Source organism: Parabacteroides sp. PF5-9, assembly GCF_029893105.1.
GTDB lineage: Bacteria > Bacteroidota > Bacteroidia > Bacteroidales > Tannerellaceae > JARXWG01.
Map to the genome: position 1 here is coordinate 194,038 of NZ_JARXWG010000001.1, position 16,475 is coordinate 210,512.

Genomic DNA, 16,475 nt, shown 5'->3' on the forward strand with positions numbered 1-16,475 from the left:
GATAGAGGATCAGAAAAGTTTATGGTACCGGATCATAGCCGCTTCCTCCCCATGGATGGCAACGCAGTATGCGTTTGCTTGCCAACACAACTCCTTTGAAGGGGCCATGTTTTTTCAAAGCCTGCACTGCATATTCGGAACAGGTTGGAGTAAATCTGCAGGAAGCCGGTGTCATCGGAGAAATGCAATATTTGTAGAAATAGACCGGCAGAAGAAAAAGCGTTGTCAGAAAACGTTTCATTTGATCTTCTCGTTAAGTAAACGGATCGCTTTTGTCATCGCTTTCTCTATATCTTCGAACGGGTGTATGACATTATCAATATATAGAAAGGCAACGAGTACGTGTTTCTGTTTAAGCGCCAGCGGTTCGATTAGATCGTATTTCCGAAGCCGATAGGTTTCCCTGATCTGCCGTTTGATCAGATTCCGCTTTACAGCCCTCTTGATTCTTTTTTTAGGGACACTGATCAGAATACCGGCTGGTGCTTCAAGCGGTTCGTCGGTAGATAAAAAAATAACCCGCAGTGGAAACGCTACAAATGATTGCCCTTTGGCAAACAATAAATCAATATAACGTTTCCACGACAGGCGTTCCTTTTTTGAAAGGGTATACCTTTTTGTTATCATTTTTTACCGTTCCGCGACTCCTTCTTCAGATATTGATCCAAAGCAGCAGTCATCGATGGCGCTTCAGCAGTGGGTGCTTCCACATCCAACCTCAGCCCGGCATCTTTTACCGCTTTTGCAGTCGTTGGTCCAAAACAGCCGATGCGTATATTTTCCTGTTTAAAATCAGGGAAATTTTTCAATAAAGAGGATATCCCGGAAGGACTGAAAAAGACCAACATGTCGTAGTCGAATGTCTCATCCTTAGCAAACTCATTGCTGACCGTTCTGTACATCGTTGCTTTCGTATAATCAATTTTCTTGGCATCCAACATCACCATCAGGTCATCTTTGTGGATATCTGATACCGGTATAAGGTATTTCTCCTTGGCATGTTTGGCTATGACTGTGACCAGATCCTCCTGTTTCCCCGTCTGTCCGAAAAAAACTTTCCGTTTACGGTAAACAATGTATTTTTGAAGATAAACGGCAATCGCTTCTGTCACACAGAAGTATTTCATCGTTTCCGGAATCGTCACGCGCAATTCTTCACACAATTTAAAAAAATGATCGATAGCTGTACGAGCAGTAAATATGACGGCAGAATAATCCAGAATAGCAACTCTTTGTTGCCTGAATTCTTTTGCTGTCAATGGTTCCACCTTAATAAAAGGACGGAAATCAATTTCTACGCCATATTTCTCTGCGATATCGAAATAGGGCGACTTTTCGGTTGTAGGCTTCGGTTGTGATACCAACAGTTTTTTAATAGTCAACGCCATAAAATGATCACTTCACTAAAATTATACAAATAAACTATGCCCTTATAAAGCAGATATAAGGGCAGAATTTCTTGGCCGCAAAGGTACAAAATTAAATATAAAACACCATGTGTTTGTGTATGAAATATGCGTATTGACTTGAAAATAATCACAAAACGCCATAAAAAATATAAAATGACAAACAAAATAACAGGGCCATAACGGAAAGATCCGGAGAAAGCCATCCAGAAAACGGGGAGATATAGCAGTACTCCCCACGAATGAAAGACCGCCTGAAAACTATTATACCATAATCTGATCTCTTCATCTTTAAAAAAGATAAAGCCTATAAGCGCATACATTCCTCTTTTCAACCAGTAGAATACGATCAGAACAAAAAAGATCAATCCTAAATAGAGGAAAATAAAACGTTCTGATTGAGCAGGGAAGAGTCCTTCATTCCTTGCGAATAGAAACAGGCAGATACTACAAAGCAGCAACGTTTGCAGACTCATGAAATGCTTAAAACCCCACTCACTACCCGTTGACCGGCCAGCGGGTAGTTCAAAGAGGTTCTGTCTCTTTTTCAGTGAGACAATATCTTTAAGCATTTTCAGGAACAGCTGATAATTAAGCCGAAACGCCAAAGCAAACGACAGGAGCAATGCCAGTAACAATGAAAAGATCATATCATCGATCCATTGCCCTTCCCAAATATGAATGCCGGTGTATCCCTCAAAAACGTTCATCCTTCTTAAACTAACGCAAAGATAGTTTAAAATAAATGCATTCTTTCCGCTTTTGCAGATAAACGAAATCAGACAGTGATCAATTGATAAGCGCGTCTGCCGATTCCGATTTTTTCGGCATGTATCAACCCTGTCTGCCAGTTGGTGTCGGGATGAATCAGGCAGAACTTGTCTTCCCCTTCTAATGTACCGTGCACGTGGGATTCGGCGATTTTATTCCCTCCGAGCACCGGCGCCTGAGTGACCATGTCGGCACACGCCTGATCCAAAGCCACCGGATCGAAAGAGGCAGCAATCCCCAGATCGGGCACTATTGGTGCGTCGTTATGGTTCCAACAGTCACATTCGGGAGACACATTCATAATAAAACTCACATGGAAATGGGGTTTGTCCATTAAGACCGCTTGGGTATATTCGGCGATCTTATAATTCAAACGTTCCGAGGTATCATCCTCGCCCAGGACAGCCGCATTGTATTGACAAAGCGCTACACATTGTCCACATCCGACACATTTGTCATAATCGATGACTGCTTTTTTCTGACTGTCTAATTGAATCGCTTCATGTGCACAATATTTCACACAGACCCGGCAACCGGTACAGTTTGTTCTGTTTACAACCGGCTTGGATGCCGCATGCAACTCCAGTTTACCTCCCACGCTGGCGCATCCCATACCCAGGTTCTTCAAGGCGCCGCCAAACCCGGTCTGTTCATGCCCTTTGAAATGGTTCATCGAAATAATGACATCGGCATCGACAATGGCTGTGCCAATTTTAGGTGCTTTACAATATTCGCCATCAATCGGTATTTCCCGATAATCGGTTCCTTTGATACCATCAGCAATAATTACGACACATTTGGCCGAAAGTGAGTTAAACCCATTCTCAATTGCGCTATTCAGATGATCAACGGCATTGGAGCGCCCTCCGGAGTATAAGGTATTGCAATCCGTAAGAAACGGTTTTGCCCCCAGGCTACGGAGCAGTGTGGCCATGCGTGCCGCATAATTCGGGCGGATATAGGCCAGGTTGCCCGGTTCGCCAAAATGTATTTTTATCGCTGTAAATTGGTTTTTGAAATCGATCTGCTCGATGCCGGCTTTTTTGACCAGGCGCTCCATTTTCACAAGTAAATTTGCCGAAGGAGTCGTGCGCAGATTCGTAAAATAAACGGGAGATGTTTCCATAAATAAGACTAATCGCTAATTAAATTAATAAGACACTTTTGAACGGCTAAGATAGACTATTTCTTATGGAACGCCAACAACACACACGAAAGAAATCATGGGCTGTCTCTTTTATAATCTCAAACTAAACAGGGAGGGTCGACTTAGCGGATGGCGATTTTACGGACGGTTTCACCTATACGGATAATATAATACCCTTTAGCAATATTCACGAAATATTCACCGGAAGGCTCTTTCATCTCGATCTCTTTCACTTTAATACCTACCACGCTGTAGATCTGCAAAAGACTACCGACCGGAGCATTCTTGACGATGATAAAATTCTCTTTCGCTGTAAGTTCTATTTGAACCGGATTTTGCGGATTTGAAACCTGAGAGGGATGAACGCCCTTCCCCTCTTTTGCTAAGACGGGAGTACCTGTATGGAGTACAAGCGCGAATAATATGAGATAAAATAGCTTCATCTATGACTCTCAATTGCTTGCAAAGATAAAAACTTTTCTTGAAAACGAAAAGGTTTTGAGCACAAATTCATGCTTTTACGATTTTTTAGAGCGATAGAACCATACCTTCTTCGGCAAGGCTGACTTCTGTAAAAACCTGACGCGCTTCATCCAGGAAAGGAGTCAGGTCGTTATAACGTGCCGAAAAGTGCCCGATAATCAATCGTTTTACCTGTGCAAGCCGGGCTATTTCAGCCGCTTGTCGGGCTGTCGAATGATAGGTCTCTTTTGAACGGGCAAGATCGCTTTCACAAAAAGTCGCTTCGTGATAGAGCAGGTCAACCCCTTCGATAAACGGGATGATCTCCGGGGCGTAAGCCGTATCCGAACAATAGGCATACCGTTTAGGAGTAGCCGACGGACGGGTCAACCGACTATTCAAAACAACGGTTCCATCGGGTGTTATATAATCTGCACCCTGTTTGATATCTTTGATCATCCGAACCGGAACCTGATAAAAATCGATCATCTCACGGATGATATGTGCCTCTTTGGGTTTTTCGGCAAAGAGATAGCCGCAGCAAGGAATCCGATGTTTTAACGGAATACTGTAGACCTGCAACGATCGATCCTCCATCACCAATGTCTGTTGATACGGATCGATCAGATTAAAACGTACCGGGTAGCCCATGTTTTTGCAAAACAGATCCAAGATCGGTTGAAGATAGGTCTCGATCTCTTTGGGGCCGTGAATCACCAGTTCCCCTTGCCGTCCTAACATCCCCAAAGTAGAGAGCAGACCAGGCAGCCCGAAACAATGATCTCCATGCAGATGCGTAATAAAAATATGATTTAACCGACTGAACCGGATCCGCATGCGACGCATCTGAAGCTGAGTCCCTTCGCCGCAATCGATCATATAGAGTTTATCGCGCAGATCAATGATTTGCGACGCGTTTTGCCGGCGGGTAGTCGGTAGTGCAGAGCCACAGCCAAGGATGTGAATATCAAAATCCGCCATTGAGATTAATTATGTACGAATGTCCCGATATTTTCCCCTTTCATCACCTTTTTCAGGTTGCCGGCCGTGTCCATATCAAATACGATAATCGGCAGATTATTCTCTTTGCACATCACTGTCGCTGTCAGATCCATCACCTTGAGTCCGCGCGCATAGATCTCATCATAAGTGATCCGTTCGAACTTGACCGCATCCGGATCCTTTTCCGGATCAGCGGTATAAATCCCGTCAACCCGTGTCCCTTTTAACATCACATCCGCCTCGATTTCAATGCCACGCAGAGCCGATCCGGTGTCGGTCGTAAAGAAAGGATTCCCGGTTCCACCGGACATAATGACTACATTTCCCTGCTCCAACAGTTCGATGGCACGCCATTTGTTGTAAAATTCACCGATCGGTTCCATCCGGATGGCGGTCAGCACTTTTGCACCGACGCCTTGTGCGGTCAGTGCCGAACTAAGCGCCAGGCTGTTAATCACAGTAGCCAGCATACCCATCTGGTCGCCCTTCACTCTGTCGAATCCCTTTGATGCACCGCTCAGACCCCGAAAGATATTACCACCACCAATGACGATACCGATCTGCACACCCATTTCGGCAATTTCTTTGATTTGACAGGCATATGCATTCAAACGCGTTTCATCAATACCGTACTGCTTTTCTCCCATCAGCGACTCCCCGCTTAATTTCAATAAAATTCGTTTATAATGTGCCATTGTCCCTCAATTATTTTTTTGCAAACTTACATATTATTTATTCAACAGCGTACATGAAGCAAAGAGAATCAGGCAAAAAGGGTGCTCGCCTGAGAAGAAAAATTCATTCGATAATTATGGAACGATCGTTCCATAATTGTCAAATGATTGTTTCATAATTATCAAACGATCGTTCCACAATTGTCAAACGAATTTATATTGGTGATGTTCTGAAGCAGTTATTTCGTATGTTTGTAAATGGAATAACATCACTTATTATGCAAAAAAAGCAACTCTTTTTGACTGTATTATTGGCTCTTGTGTTATGCGCTTCGTCCGGCTTGGCTCAAGGATCTGTAGAGATTTCTCCCTCTCATCCGCATATCGCATATATCGGGCGGGTAAGTTTTGCGAATCCCGAATCGCCTTGTTTTACCTATCCGGGAGTAGAGATCCGTACCGTTTTTGAAGGGACTTCATTACGGATGAAAGTGAAACCTAATAGCGGATATTTTATGGTGGAGATCGACAAGCGGGAACCGTTTAAGGTGGGAGCCGCCGAAAATGATTCGGTGTTGCTGTTGGCTCAAAACCTGCCTGAAGGGCGACATACGGTAAAGATTATATTGGCTTACGAAGGGTATCAGCGTCGCCCTGAATTCAGAGGGTTTATCTTGGACAAAGGGAAGACTTTGCCTCAAGCCCCGGTGTTACCTTCCCGGAAAATGGAATTTATCGGTAATTCGATTACCTGTGGATATGGGGCGGAAGTGACCGACCCGACCGCTCCTTTTAAGGATGAAACCGAAAATCATTATTACACCTATGCCGCAGCTACTGCGCGGGCCTTTGATGCACAAAATCTGATTGTTGCCCGGTCGGGAATCGGTATTTATCGCAATTATGGCGGGTCGAAAACAGGCAGTCCGGATTGTATGCCGGCGATGTATGGCCAGACCCTTTTTAAAGATCCGTCGGAGCAATGGGATTTCTCCCGGTATACACCCGATGTGGTGTGTATCAATCTGGGAACCAATGATACGAGTACGCAACCTTACGATACACAATTGTTGGAAAACGGTTACCGGAATTTCCTGAAAACAGTCAGAAACCATTATCCGGATGCAAAAATTGTTTTACTGACCGGATCGATGCTTTCGGGCAAACCTTTGCAGGATGTCAAAAAAGCGTTAGATCAGGTGGTTGCCGAAGCCAAAGAAAGAGGCGACCGGCAAGTCTATCGCTTTGATCTTTCTCCGCAGGACGGAAGTCTGGGGTATGGTGCCAGTTATCATCCCTCTAAACAGCAACAAGCGAAAGGCGCGAAGGAGTTGATCCCTTTTATTGCGGAAATTACGGGGTGGACGTATGAGTGAAATGAATGATTACGACTGAGTTGCCTGTTTTGCATGGAAAAATAAAAACAGACTGTTGATGCATCGAATCTGATAATTATTTTGTAGTTTTGGTGCAAGATCGCATATAACACAGTATGCAGCTAATTAGATAATTGTATTATATATCCAATGTAAATTTCGTACTTATGAAACTTTATTCCGTATTATTAGCAACATTGCTACTGAATCTGTTTTTCTTTTCGTGCGCGAATAGCACAAGTGAAAATACCCCGCCTGTAGAAACCGGCAATAGTGTAGAAACAGTCTTGTCCATGCTTACCGACACACGGACGACGCAGTATTTTACAAACGACAATGTGCCGGAAGGCGATATCATTCAAATCCTGAATGCTGGAAAAAGTGCAACGAGCGGTATGAATTCGCAACCCTGGCATTTTGGTGTGATCCTGAACCAGAGTATGATTCAACGTATCGCAGCAACTCCGAGCAGTGGTCCGGCAGGACCTCCTCCTGGTGCCCCGGCATCGGCCGCATTCCCGAAGGCTGGTTTTAAAAATGCTCCGGCAGCTATCGCTATTGCGTGTACCGAAAATAACGATTTTAGTGCAGGACTGGCGACGCAAAATATGATTGTTGCCGCTACGGCTCTGGGATATGGCACGAAAATAGTAAGAGGGGGTGCAGATATCCTTAACAGTGAGGAAAATAGAGCCTTATTGCAGGTACCTGCCCAGATGAAAACGATCATGATCCTGATTATTGGTCAGGTAGATCCCTCTATCGATGTGACTGCCGACGGTGCAACAGGTCCTTCTCCCCGTAAATCATTGGAAGAAGTGGCTACTATCGTCAAATAAGTATTGGGTGCATATTCAATTGGTATCCCCACAAACATCCGGAATGATCGCATTTTGGAAACTAACCCGTATATTTGCAGACTGAAACAAAACGATAGATCATTGAACGAAAAGGATTTTGAAATTATGTCGCCGGTCGGTTCATACGAATCACTGATGGCGGCCATACAAGGGGGAGCCGACTCGATTTATTTCGGGATCGAAGGGTTGAATATGCGCTCGCGCTCTTCTCATAATTTTACGACAGACGACCTGCATAAGATTGCCTCTATCTGTCGCGAACATGGATTGAAGAGTTATCTGACGGTCAACACAGTCATCTATGGCGAAGACCTGCAGTTGATGCAGCAGATTATCGACGCGGCAAAAGCGGCGCAGATCTCGGCGATTATAGCCTCGGATGTGGCAGCGATGGATTATGCCAACCGGATCGGACAGGAGGTACATCTCTCTACTCAGTTGAATATCTCCAATGTGGAGGCATTGAAATTCTATGCCCGTTTTGCCGATGTGGTGGTATTGGCTCGTGAACTGAATCTGGAACAGGTTCATACTATTTATCAGGAGATCGTTGCACAACAGATCAAAGGGCCGAAAGGTGAACTGATCCGTATTGAAATGTTTACGCATGGTGCCTTATGTATGGCTGTATCGGGGAAATGCTACCTCAGCTTGCACGAGATGAATGCTTCCGCCAACCGTGGAGCCTGTATGCAGATCTGTCGCAGAGGGTATACAGTAAAGGATAAAGACAGCAATATAGAACTGGATATCGAAAACCAGTATATCATGTCGCCTAAAGACCTGAAAACTATTCATTTTATGAATAAAATGATGGATGCAGGAGTCAGGGTATTTAAGATTGAAGGACGTGCGCGTGGACCGGAATATGTCCGTATTGTGACGGAATGTTATAAAGAAGCTGTTCGTGCCTATTGCGACAAGACATTCTCGGAAGAGAAGATTGCCGGATGGGATGAAAAACTGAGGAGTGTTTTTAACCGTGGATTCTGGGACGGTTATTACCTGGGGCAACGGTTAGGCGAATGGAGCAGTAAATATGGGTCGAGCGCCACCAAGAAAAAAGTCTATCTGGCAAAAGCCATTAAATATTTCAGCGGATTGGGTGTTGGCGAATTTGAGATGGAATCGGGGACTTTGTCTGTGGGCGATGAAATCTTGATCACCGGCCCTACCACCGGTGCACTGATGCAAACTGTAGAAGAGATCCGGGTCGAATTAACGTCTGTAGAAACGGCTGTCAAAGGCGAACGTTTTTCCATCAAAACGACGGAAAAAATTCGTCCCTCAGACCGGTTATACAAAATGGAACCATCATCACATCATGCATAACGTAGAGACAGGACATGCCCTGTCTTTACATAAATCATCAATAATATAATGAACGAATACCATTTCACATTACCCATGAAAGTCAGGGATTATGAATGCGACCTGCAAGGCGTGGTCAATAATTCCAATTATCAACGGTATATGGAGCATACGCGTCACGAATTTCTGGAATCGCTGGGTGAGAATTTCGGAGTCATGCACGAGAACGGGATTGATGCTTTTGTTGCCCGGGTGGATATACAATTCAAAACATCCCTGCGTAGTGGAGATCATTTTATCTCTTCACTATATGTGAAAAAAGAAGGACCCAAGCTGGTCTTCTATCAGGATATTTTCCGGGCTTCCGATCAGGTATTGGCAGCCAAAGGGAGAGTAGAAACAGTGGTTGTCGAACATGGAAAATTAACCCGGGGGGAATACTTTGATGAGGTACTGAAGAAACTATAAACCGACCATACGATGATTTACCAAATTGGCTTAACTATGATTGACGGGGTAGGAGATATTCTTGCCCGTCATTTGCTGGAGGCATTGGGAGATGCCGAAACGATATTTACGGAAAAGAAAAGACTGCTGGAAAAAGTTCCGGGAATCGGAGGTGTATTGTCTGCTCAGATCAAACGCCCTGAAGTATTACAAAAAGCGGAAAAAGAACTCGATTTTATCGTAGAAAATCAGATTCAAACCTATTTTCTCACAGACGAAAATTATCCGCATCGGTTAAAAGAATGTGCGGATGCTCCGGTTTTGTTTTATTACAAAGGAAATGGCTCATTAAGCGGTTCGCGTATTATCAGCATTGTTGGTACCCGCAATGCGACGGACTATGGGCGGGAACTCACCGATAAGTTGGTTGATGAGTTAAGCGTTCTCTTGCCCGACACACTTATTGTCAGTGGACTGGCCTATGGGATCGATATCTCTGCTCATCGGGCGGCTTTAAAATATGGTTTGCCAACTGTAGGCGTATTGGCACATGGTCTGGATCGTATCTATCCGCAGACGCATCGCTCTACTGCTGTAGAGATGCTTCAACAGGGAGGATTACTGACCGATTTCCCCAGCGCGACTAATCCGGATAAACAGAATTTCGTAAAACGTAACCGTATCGTAGCCGGTCTGGCCGATGCGACGGTAGTCGTACAGTCGGCCGAAAAAGGAGGTTCACTAATTACTGCCGACATGGCATTTTCTTATGGACGGGATGTGTTTGCTTTTCCAGGGCGGGTAAACGATACCTCTTCAGCCGGGTGTAATAACCTGATTCGTAAAAATAAAGCCGCCCTGATCACCCATGCAACCGATCTGATTGAAGCGATGTCGTGGGATATCGAAAAAACCCAAGAGTCTCCTCTGCAGACACAGCTGTTTTTCCCGGCAAATAGTACCGAAGAAAAGATCATCACATTGTTGCAGCAGGAAGAAGAGTTGCATATCAATCAGTTGGCTTTGGCCTTGGAGTTGCCAGTCAGCCAACTGTCCCTGACCCTGTTTGAGATGGAGATCAACCATCTACTCAAAACACGACCAGGGAATATGTATCGGTTGTATGAGCGATAGCCCTTTTCTTGCCTGACAATTACTTCAATGTCTTACCACTGACCCGGAAAATGTGGGAAAAATCAGAATACAGAAAAAGCCTAATTGACTGATTATCAATTAGGTTTTCGTTTTCTGCGTACCCAGAGCCAGTACATAACCATGAAAAAATAAGAAATAAAAAGAATATATATTGCTATAATACAATACATTAATATTCTCTATTGTTTGCAATTTTACTCTATTTTTGCCTGTTTTTTGTCAATTAGTACACATTTAGTACACTTTGAAATTTCGAATTATTTATTACCTTTGCAATCAAAGTAAAACATTGACAATCAGCAATAAATTAATCTATTCGGTTTGAGTACCTTGAATCGGTATAAAACAGAAAAGTATGGCAAGAATAGAAAATAAAGTCAAAGAAAACCCGAAATTGGAGCAAAATAAACTTTCCGATGGACGAATCAGCCTCTATTTGGAATATTATTTAGGTCGGGAGGAAAAGCCTGTTTTGGATGAAAACGGCAATCAGGTGTACTATGAAAGTGGCGCGATGAAAGGGAAGCCCAAGTCTCAAATAAAGCATCACAGACGAAAGGAAAATCTTAGCCTGTACTTGCTTGATAAACCTCGTACTGCTGCTGAAAGGCAAAAGAACAAGGAAACATTGGCACTGGCTACGAAGATTCGAGCAGAAAGGGAACAAGAACTAAAAGAAAGTACTCGGGGCTATCGTTTACGGAAAGAACGCAATGTAAATTTCCTCGACTATTTTCAGTCTTATATTGACAGTTATACAAAAAAAGATATACGCATGGTTCAGATTGCCCTTAGCCGGTTTAAGGACTTCTTGAAAGAGAAGTATCCGGTTTATGAGTTTAATATTCGTGCAGAACATCTTAATAAAGAAATGATGACGGCTTTTGTTGAATACTTACAGAATAGAAGTGTAGGCGAAGGCGCAAAAAGCATTTATCAACGCTTCAAAAAGGTCATTAATTCTGCTATTGAGCATGATATTATCACTAAAAATCCATGTATGGGTGTCTCATGCAAGGTGGATGAGCAAATCTTACGAAAAGATGTACTTTCGATGGAAGAGATACAAGACTTGATAAATTGCCACTATGACAATGAGAACCCAAATGTAAGGCGAGCATTTATCTTTTGTCTATACTGTGGGCTACGTTTCTGTGATGTAAAAGACTTAACTTTCCGAAATGTAGACTATTCTAATCGATTATTAAAATTTGAACAAAACAAGACAAAAGGACATTCTGCAAGTAGTGGTGTTGTTATTCCGCTGAATGACGGATTACTATCTTTAATCGGCAATCCTCCGGAAGACGGAAATTTAGATGATTCCGTTTTCCCTCTTCCTTCCTATGAAAGTTGCTGTAAATCCGTAAAACGTTGGGTAAAACGAGCCGGAATAAATAAACACATCAGCTGGCATTGTGCCCGGCATTCTTTCGCCGTGAATATCTTAAACAATGGTGCTAATATCAAAACCGTTGCCAGTTTGTTAGGGCATAGCGGACTGAAACATACAGAAAAATATACTCGCGCTGTAGATAAATTGAAAGAAGACGCTATTAATAGTTTACCAGAATTGAAATCAATGTCGTTTAGTTAAGCTATAATCTCTTCTTGTTCATGTAGTAAACTTTTTTTGTTCTATGTATTCTGGGATTAGTCCTGTCTGGTCTTATGATTTCACACGTTTTAGTCATGAGTTGATCAAAAGCTTTCAATGCATTCTCAATGTCTCTTTTAATAAAGATTCCTATTGCAATGTCATAAAACACACCTAGAGCAGAGGTTCTGTTGATTTTCTTTTCATGCTTGCGCAGGTTGTTGTTTTTTTCATCCCGGCTTTCCTGTCTCACTTTTTCTTCTATGGGGAAAGAAAGGGCTGCACATAAAGTCATCATCAAAATCTTAGCATGAAAATCCTGTTTAACCGCTTTGGCCGTTTTCCCTGAAAAATCTTCCAGATCCAGCCGTTCTTTTAGGAGTTTATAGCCTTCCTCAACACCCCAGCGTAAATGATACAAATTCTTAAACACTTCATAAGAATAAATGGATGAATCAGGCAGGGATGTACATAATACCTCTTTTTCCCCATTCTCCAGTTCAATTAAAAGAAGCCGGCATTTAACAGAAGGCTCCTTCTTAAACACATCGCCTTTCTCCCTTTTGTAATCTTTGGCCGGGAGAGAAAATGCAACGACCGTTTCGCGTTTGCCACTTTCAATAAAGTTTCTTACCGGTAACCACCAATCCTCTTTCATCCGAAAACAAAAATCCACACCCTTGCTCCTGAGCAAATAAAACAGATAGATGCCGGGATAGCCGCGATCGGCAAGCAAGACATCTCCTGATTGTAATTTATCCATGTGTTTGAGTAAAAGCGATTGTTCGCTCTCACTCCAGGATGCAATCTGTGAGTCTAATGTCAATAAATTTAGCGGATCATAAAGCAGGGATATTAATCCCATTGAAACAGGCGATGAGGCTTTACGGCCAACCAGATATTCCCCGAACTCTTCTTTTACACTCGGATGGTTGGGTAAATGTAAGCGACTTCCATCTACCGATAATAAACGATGACCCTGCCACTTCTGATACGGTGCACCTGAATAAAAACCCGAACAGGCAACATCATTAATCTCTTTAAATGCTTCAGCTTTGAGTTTGCGCCGGGACTGGCTTAATGCGCCTTTTGTAACACTGCGGATATGGTAGTCAGTAGATAATACGGTTTTGAAAAAGGAATCAAGTTCCCGTTGAAGTGATGATTTTATTCCTCTTAACAACATTACGATCAGGGATTTGAAGGGGAGTTTCCGCTCTCGCGAAAATTGTCCCTCTGAGCCGTCTTTCGAACGGCTGACAAATGATTGTTCATCAATTAATCCTGTTATGTTTGTTAATAATTCTTCCCGATAATCGCTCGATTTTTGAAAAGGGATACCCCCTTTATTTATAGGGCAAATTTACCGCGTATTTTACTAATCCCAAAATGTCAAAGAACTTTTTTTATATGATGTCGATTTTTTCCTTAACTAAACGACATTGGAATTGAAATTGTAAAAATTTTATTTGTGTTAGGAATATCTGAGAATGTAAAAAACGAGAAACAAACATCACTTGTCAATACAGCGATTATCTAAAAATATTAGACACTCATTTATATCTCTTTATAAGCTCCATAATCTTTAAGGTCTCCATATATAATTTCAGAATTTCTATAACCAATATCTGTTTGAAAATCTTTTCCTTCTATTGAAATTTTTTGATTTCTTTTGATTATATCAAACATGCCATTTTCTCTGTTTAATGGAATGGTAAAATAATCTTCTATGTTACACTTGTTATATCTTTCATTTGAAATAGAATATAGTATATTCAAAATTGATAAAAAAGTCAATTTTCTTATTTGCTCTTTATTTGAATCGTCATATTCAAACCCAGATTCAATTAAAATAGTTGAAATTCCTTTTGATTGAAAAAACTCCCCAAAAGCCCTTGGCTCAAAGGTGTCATTCCATTTAGAAATTCTATTTTCAGCGTATGGGATTAATTGTTTTATCGTATCTGCGATTAATAATCCAGCAACCTTTCGAGAGCTATTAAAACTGTCTAATGTATCATAAGGAGGTGCAAAAAACGCTAAATTACTAGGGCTTAGTGTCTTTCCTGCTGAAAAATATTTATTTTGATCATGAAGATTAAGAGCTAAGTTAAATGAAGGAATAGCATAATTAGTCAATAGCATACCCTCAGGCGTTGTTTTAGATCGTGCATCCCTATTAATATCAATATTTTGAGCATTTTCTCTTGTGTTAAATTGGGCTCCGTCAGGATTTAGCATTGGTATAAAATGAATTTTCGTGGTTTTTAGTATGATATTTCTCATTTCTGCTCCTATGCAATCGTTGCTAAAAAGAAATCTAAAAACATCAAACATTGATTTTGTCCCTGTATGTTCATCTCCATGCATTTGACTCCATGCAATGATATTTATATCCCCTTGTCCGATAATACATTCAAAAATAGGCTTCCCTAAAAATGACTCCCCTATTTTTTTTGAAAAAAAATGCTCACTTTCATTTAATGCTTTAATTTCTCTCTCTACATCCTTAACAGTTAGATTGGTGTCTGTAAGGATGTTGCTCTTGAAGTGCATGTAATGATTGTATATATCTCTTGTATTGTGCATATGCTAGTTTTTTTGAAATGTATAGTATCTGAGGGAAAAATTAAATTTTCTGTAAAAATTGAATGCATATTCATTTCCTTCTGCTATTTTTACAATTATTTGCAAACACTCTAGATTAAGCCATTCTATTACTTTCTCTATTAATTTTTCACCAACTCCATTCCCACGATGTTTTTCTTTTATATATATAGAATCTATTTCTCCGATGCCACTATTTTTAAATGCTATTGAAAATCCAACTAATTCATCATATAACAATACTATAAATATCTTAAAATCTTCTTGTTTTTCCAAAAACGAACAGTGATTATCAAATGAAACATTTTCAAAACGCTCGGAAAAAAAAGAAACTTTATCAATGTGATAAGAATTAAGATCAAGCCACATTTCAGAGATATCTTTAATATTGCTATAATCAAGTTCTAATATTTCCATTAATCAGTTGTTTGTTTCAATTTTTCAATAAGTTCATCTAAAGCCTTCCTATATGGCGAGTCGGCTAACATTATTCGAACCAATGGCCACGCCTTTTGAGTTGATGGGGATTTACACATAACCCATCTGTATGATCCCTCTTTTAAAATATCATTAGGGGTTGGAGTCGTTCTGTAAAAAGTACCGGCAACCGTAAAACTATTTACTAAATAAGCAAACTCTTCAGAAGTAATTCCATGCTGTTTAAGAATTTCTTCTGGGTTGTCAATTCCATGGAAGCGAAGAAGTTCTGGAATTTGTCCTAATCGACCTTCTATCCCCACAATAAGTTTTGTATTTGTGCTAATTGCCGCAGAGTGGCTCTGCTTAATATATAAGATTATATTCCATGAGAGTGATGCAATAGATAGCACACAAGCGATAATAGATAATGATAATGTCATAATGTGTATTTTTTAATATTTACATATAGTCCCCAAAGGGAAAAATTTTCATTATATGGAAGTTGATACAACGTTGACATCTGCTGCGCAAAGTCAGCTCCGTCGTAAAATAGTATATTCATAGATTCAATCTTAAGCTGCATTTCTTTACATACAGAAAATAATTCTAGTGGAGTGAAAAAACGTTGATGCATATCCTGAGATTCTTCATATACAGTCCTTGATATTATGTCAACAATTCCAGTAGTTAACCAATGGTCAGCCAAACCGCTAGTAAGGGCATAATCAAACATCCCAAAAGCACAAGGAAAATTTCCTGTAATTAAACCATCCGGATTTAATAACCGCGCAAATTCGTTCAATGCATTTATGTTATTTTCATGAGAATCTGAAACAATCGAATTACTTATTATTACTATATCAAAAAAATCATCATCGAAAGGCAAACAATTAAAATTGCAATTAATATATTCAACAGGAATATTTAATAGATTTGTCTCTTTTTTTGCTATAGCTATAGCTTCTTCACTCCAGTCAACGGCATATATATCAATATTTTCTTTGTAAATGCTATAACATAGTTGTTGAATTTTCGTATTTGACCCGCATCCCGGAATAAGAATTCTAATTATCTTCTTTTTCTCTTTAAATATACTTATGCTATTTCTAAATTTGTCTATAATACATGGACTATCAAGAATAGAAAAAACATCTTTATATTGATAATCCATATAATTTTTGTTCCATTTATCTCTCATATTTTTAAACTATAAGAATAATGTTGATACCTACAGTAGATG

Annotated in this window: 19 protein-coding genes; 6 read left to right on the top strand and 13 right to left on the bottom strand. The window is 40.8% G+C overall.

Going from position 1 to position 16,475, the window contains the following annotated elements; translation table 11 throughout:
- Positions 1–19 precede the first annotated feature (19 nt).
- From yidD to pyrH, 8 genes are all read right to left on the bottom strand, one after another.
- Complete coding sequence (yidD, locus tag M2135_RS00905) at positions 20–241, bottom strand: membrane protein insertion efficiency factor YidD (RefSeq protein WP_280746679.1); 222 nt, start codon at positions 239–241, stop codon at positions 20–22.
- On the bottom strand, positions 238–627 hold the full coding sequence (rnpA, locus tag M2135_RS00910) for a ribonuclease P protein component (RefSeq protein WP_280746680.1): 390 nt from the start codon (positions 625–627) through the stop codon (positions 238–240). Before rnpA ends, yidD begins: the two co-directional genes overlap by 4 nt.
- Entirely contained in the window at positions 624–1,382 is a 759-nt protein-coding gene (locus tag M2135_RS00915) for a uroporphyrinogen-III synthase (RefSeq protein WP_280746776.1), read from the bottom strand. Before M2135_RS00915 ends, rnpA begins: the two co-directional genes overlap by 4 nt.
- Positions 1,379–2,116 (bottom strand): DUF4271 domain-containing protein, encoded by a 738-nt coding sequence (locus tag M2135_RS00920; RefSeq protein WP_280746681.1) that lies wholly within the window; start codon positions 2,114–2,116, stop codon positions 1,379–1,381. The genes M2135_RS00915 and M2135_RS00920 overlap by 4 nt, the downstream gene beginning before the upstream one ends.
- Before the next feature lie 68 nt (positions 2,117–2,184).
- A complete protein-coding gene (locus M2135_RS00925; protein WP_280746682.1) occupies positions 2,185–3,303 on the bottom strand; it encodes a DUF362 domain-containing protein in 1,119 nt (372 codons plus the stop codon).
- 143 nt (positions 3,304–3,446) lie between these two features.
- Positions 3,447–3,767, bottom strand: coding sequence for a hypothetical protein (locus M2135_RS00930; RefSeq protein WP_280746683.1), 321 nt, complete (start codon positions 3,765–3,767; stop codon positions 3,447–3,449).
- An 85-nt stretch (positions 3,768–3,852) separates the two neighbouring features.
- Positions 3,853–4,767, bottom strand: a complete 915-nt coding sequence (locus M2135_RS00935) for a ribonuclease Z (protein ID WP_280746684.1) — start codon at positions 4,765–4,767, stop codon at positions 3,853–3,855.
- A 5-nt stretch (positions 4,768–4,772) separates the two neighbouring features.
- Positions 4,773–5,483, bottom strand: a complete 711-nt coding sequence (gene pyrH / locus M2135_RS00940; RefSeq protein WP_280746685.1) for a UMP kinase — start codon at positions 5,481–5,483, stop codon at positions 4,773–4,775.
- A 257-nt stretch (positions 5,484–5,740) separates the two neighbouring features.
- On the opposite strand from pyrH, the gene M2135_RS00945 reads away from it, so the two are divergent.
- The 6 genes from M2135_RS00945 (at position 5,741) to M2135_RS00970 (ending at position 12,208) form a co-directional block, all read left to right on the top strand.
- Positions 5,741–6,838 (top strand): SGNH/GDSL hydrolase family protein, encoded by a 1,098-nt coding sequence (locus M2135_RS00945; RefSeq protein ID WP_280746686.1) that lies wholly within the window; start codon positions 5,741–5,743, stop codon positions 6,836–6,838.
- Positions 6,839–7,005: 167 nt separating this feature from the next.
- Positions 7,006–7,677, top strand: coding sequence for a nitroreductase family protein (locus tag M2135_RS00950; RefSeq protein WP_280746687.1), 672 nt, complete (start codon positions 7,006–7,008; stop codon positions 7,675–7,677).
- Positions 7,678–7,779: 102 nt separating this feature from the next.
- Positions 7,780–9,030 carry a peptidase U32 family protein gene (locus tag M2135_RS00955; protein WP_280746688.1) on the top strand — a complete coding sequence of 417 codons (1,251 nt, stop codon included), beginning with the start codon at positions 7,780–7,782 and terminating at the stop codon, positions 9,028–9,030.
- A 48-nt stretch (positions 9,031–9,078) separates the two neighbouring features.
- Positions 9,079–9,477: an acyl-CoA thioesterase gene (locus M2135_RS00960; RefSeq protein WP_280746689.1), complete on the top strand. Its 399-nt coding sequence runs from the start codon at positions 9,079–9,081 to the stop codon at positions 9,475–9,477.
- A 12-nt stretch (positions 9,478–9,489) separates the two neighbouring features.
- On the top strand, positions 9,490–10,590 hold the full coding sequence (gene dprA / locus M2135_RS00965; protein WP_280746690.1) for a DNA-processing protein DprA: 1,101 nt from the start codon (positions 9,490–9,492) through the stop codon (positions 10,588–10,590).
- Between the two features lie 376 nt (positions 10,591–10,966).
- Positions 10,967–12,208, top strand: a complete 1,242-nt coding sequence (locus M2135_RS00970; protein ID WP_280746691.1) for a site-specific integrase — start codon at positions 10,967–10,969, stop codon at positions 12,206–12,208.
- A gap of 1 nt (position 12,209) precedes the next feature.
- On the opposite strand, the gene M2135_RS00975 is transcribed toward M2135_RS00970, so the two are convergent.
- From M2135_RS00975 to M2135_RS00995, 5 genes are all read right to left on the bottom strand, one after another.
- Positions 12,210–13,571: an IS4 family transposase gene (locus M2135_RS00975; protein WP_348537096.1), complete on the bottom strand. Its 1,362-nt coding sequence runs from the start codon at positions 13,569–13,571 to the stop codon at positions 12,210–12,212.
- Between the two features lie 194 nt (positions 13,572–13,765).
- On the bottom strand, positions 13,766–14,797 hold the full coding sequence (locus M2135_RS00980; protein WP_280746692.1) for a M14 family zinc carboxypeptidase: 1,032 nt from the start codon (positions 14,795–14,797) through the stop codon (positions 13,766–13,768).
- A 3-nt stretch (positions 14,798–14,800) separates the two neighbouring features.
- Complete coding sequence (locus M2135_RS00985; protein WP_280746693.1) at positions 14,801–15,232, bottom strand: GNAT family N-acetyltransferase; 432 nt, start codon at positions 15,230–15,232, stop codon at positions 14,801–14,803.
- The gene (locus M2135_RS00990) at positions 15,232–15,675 is read right to left on the bottom strand and encodes a hypothetical protein (RefSeq protein WP_280746694.1); all 444 of its coding nucleotides are present in this window, start codon (positions 15,673–15,675) and stop codon (positions 15,232–15,234) included. The genes M2135_RS00985 and M2135_RS00990 overlap by 1 nt, the downstream gene beginning before the upstream one ends.
- Complete coding sequence (locus M2135_RS00995) at positions 15,672–16,433, bottom strand: class I SAM-dependent methyltransferase (protein ID WP_280746695.1); 762 nt, start codon at positions 16,431–16,433, stop codon at positions 15,672–15,674. The genes M2135_RS00990 and M2135_RS00995 overlap by 4 nt, the downstream gene beginning before the upstream one ends.
- Positions 16,434–16,475: the final 42 nt, after the last annotated feature.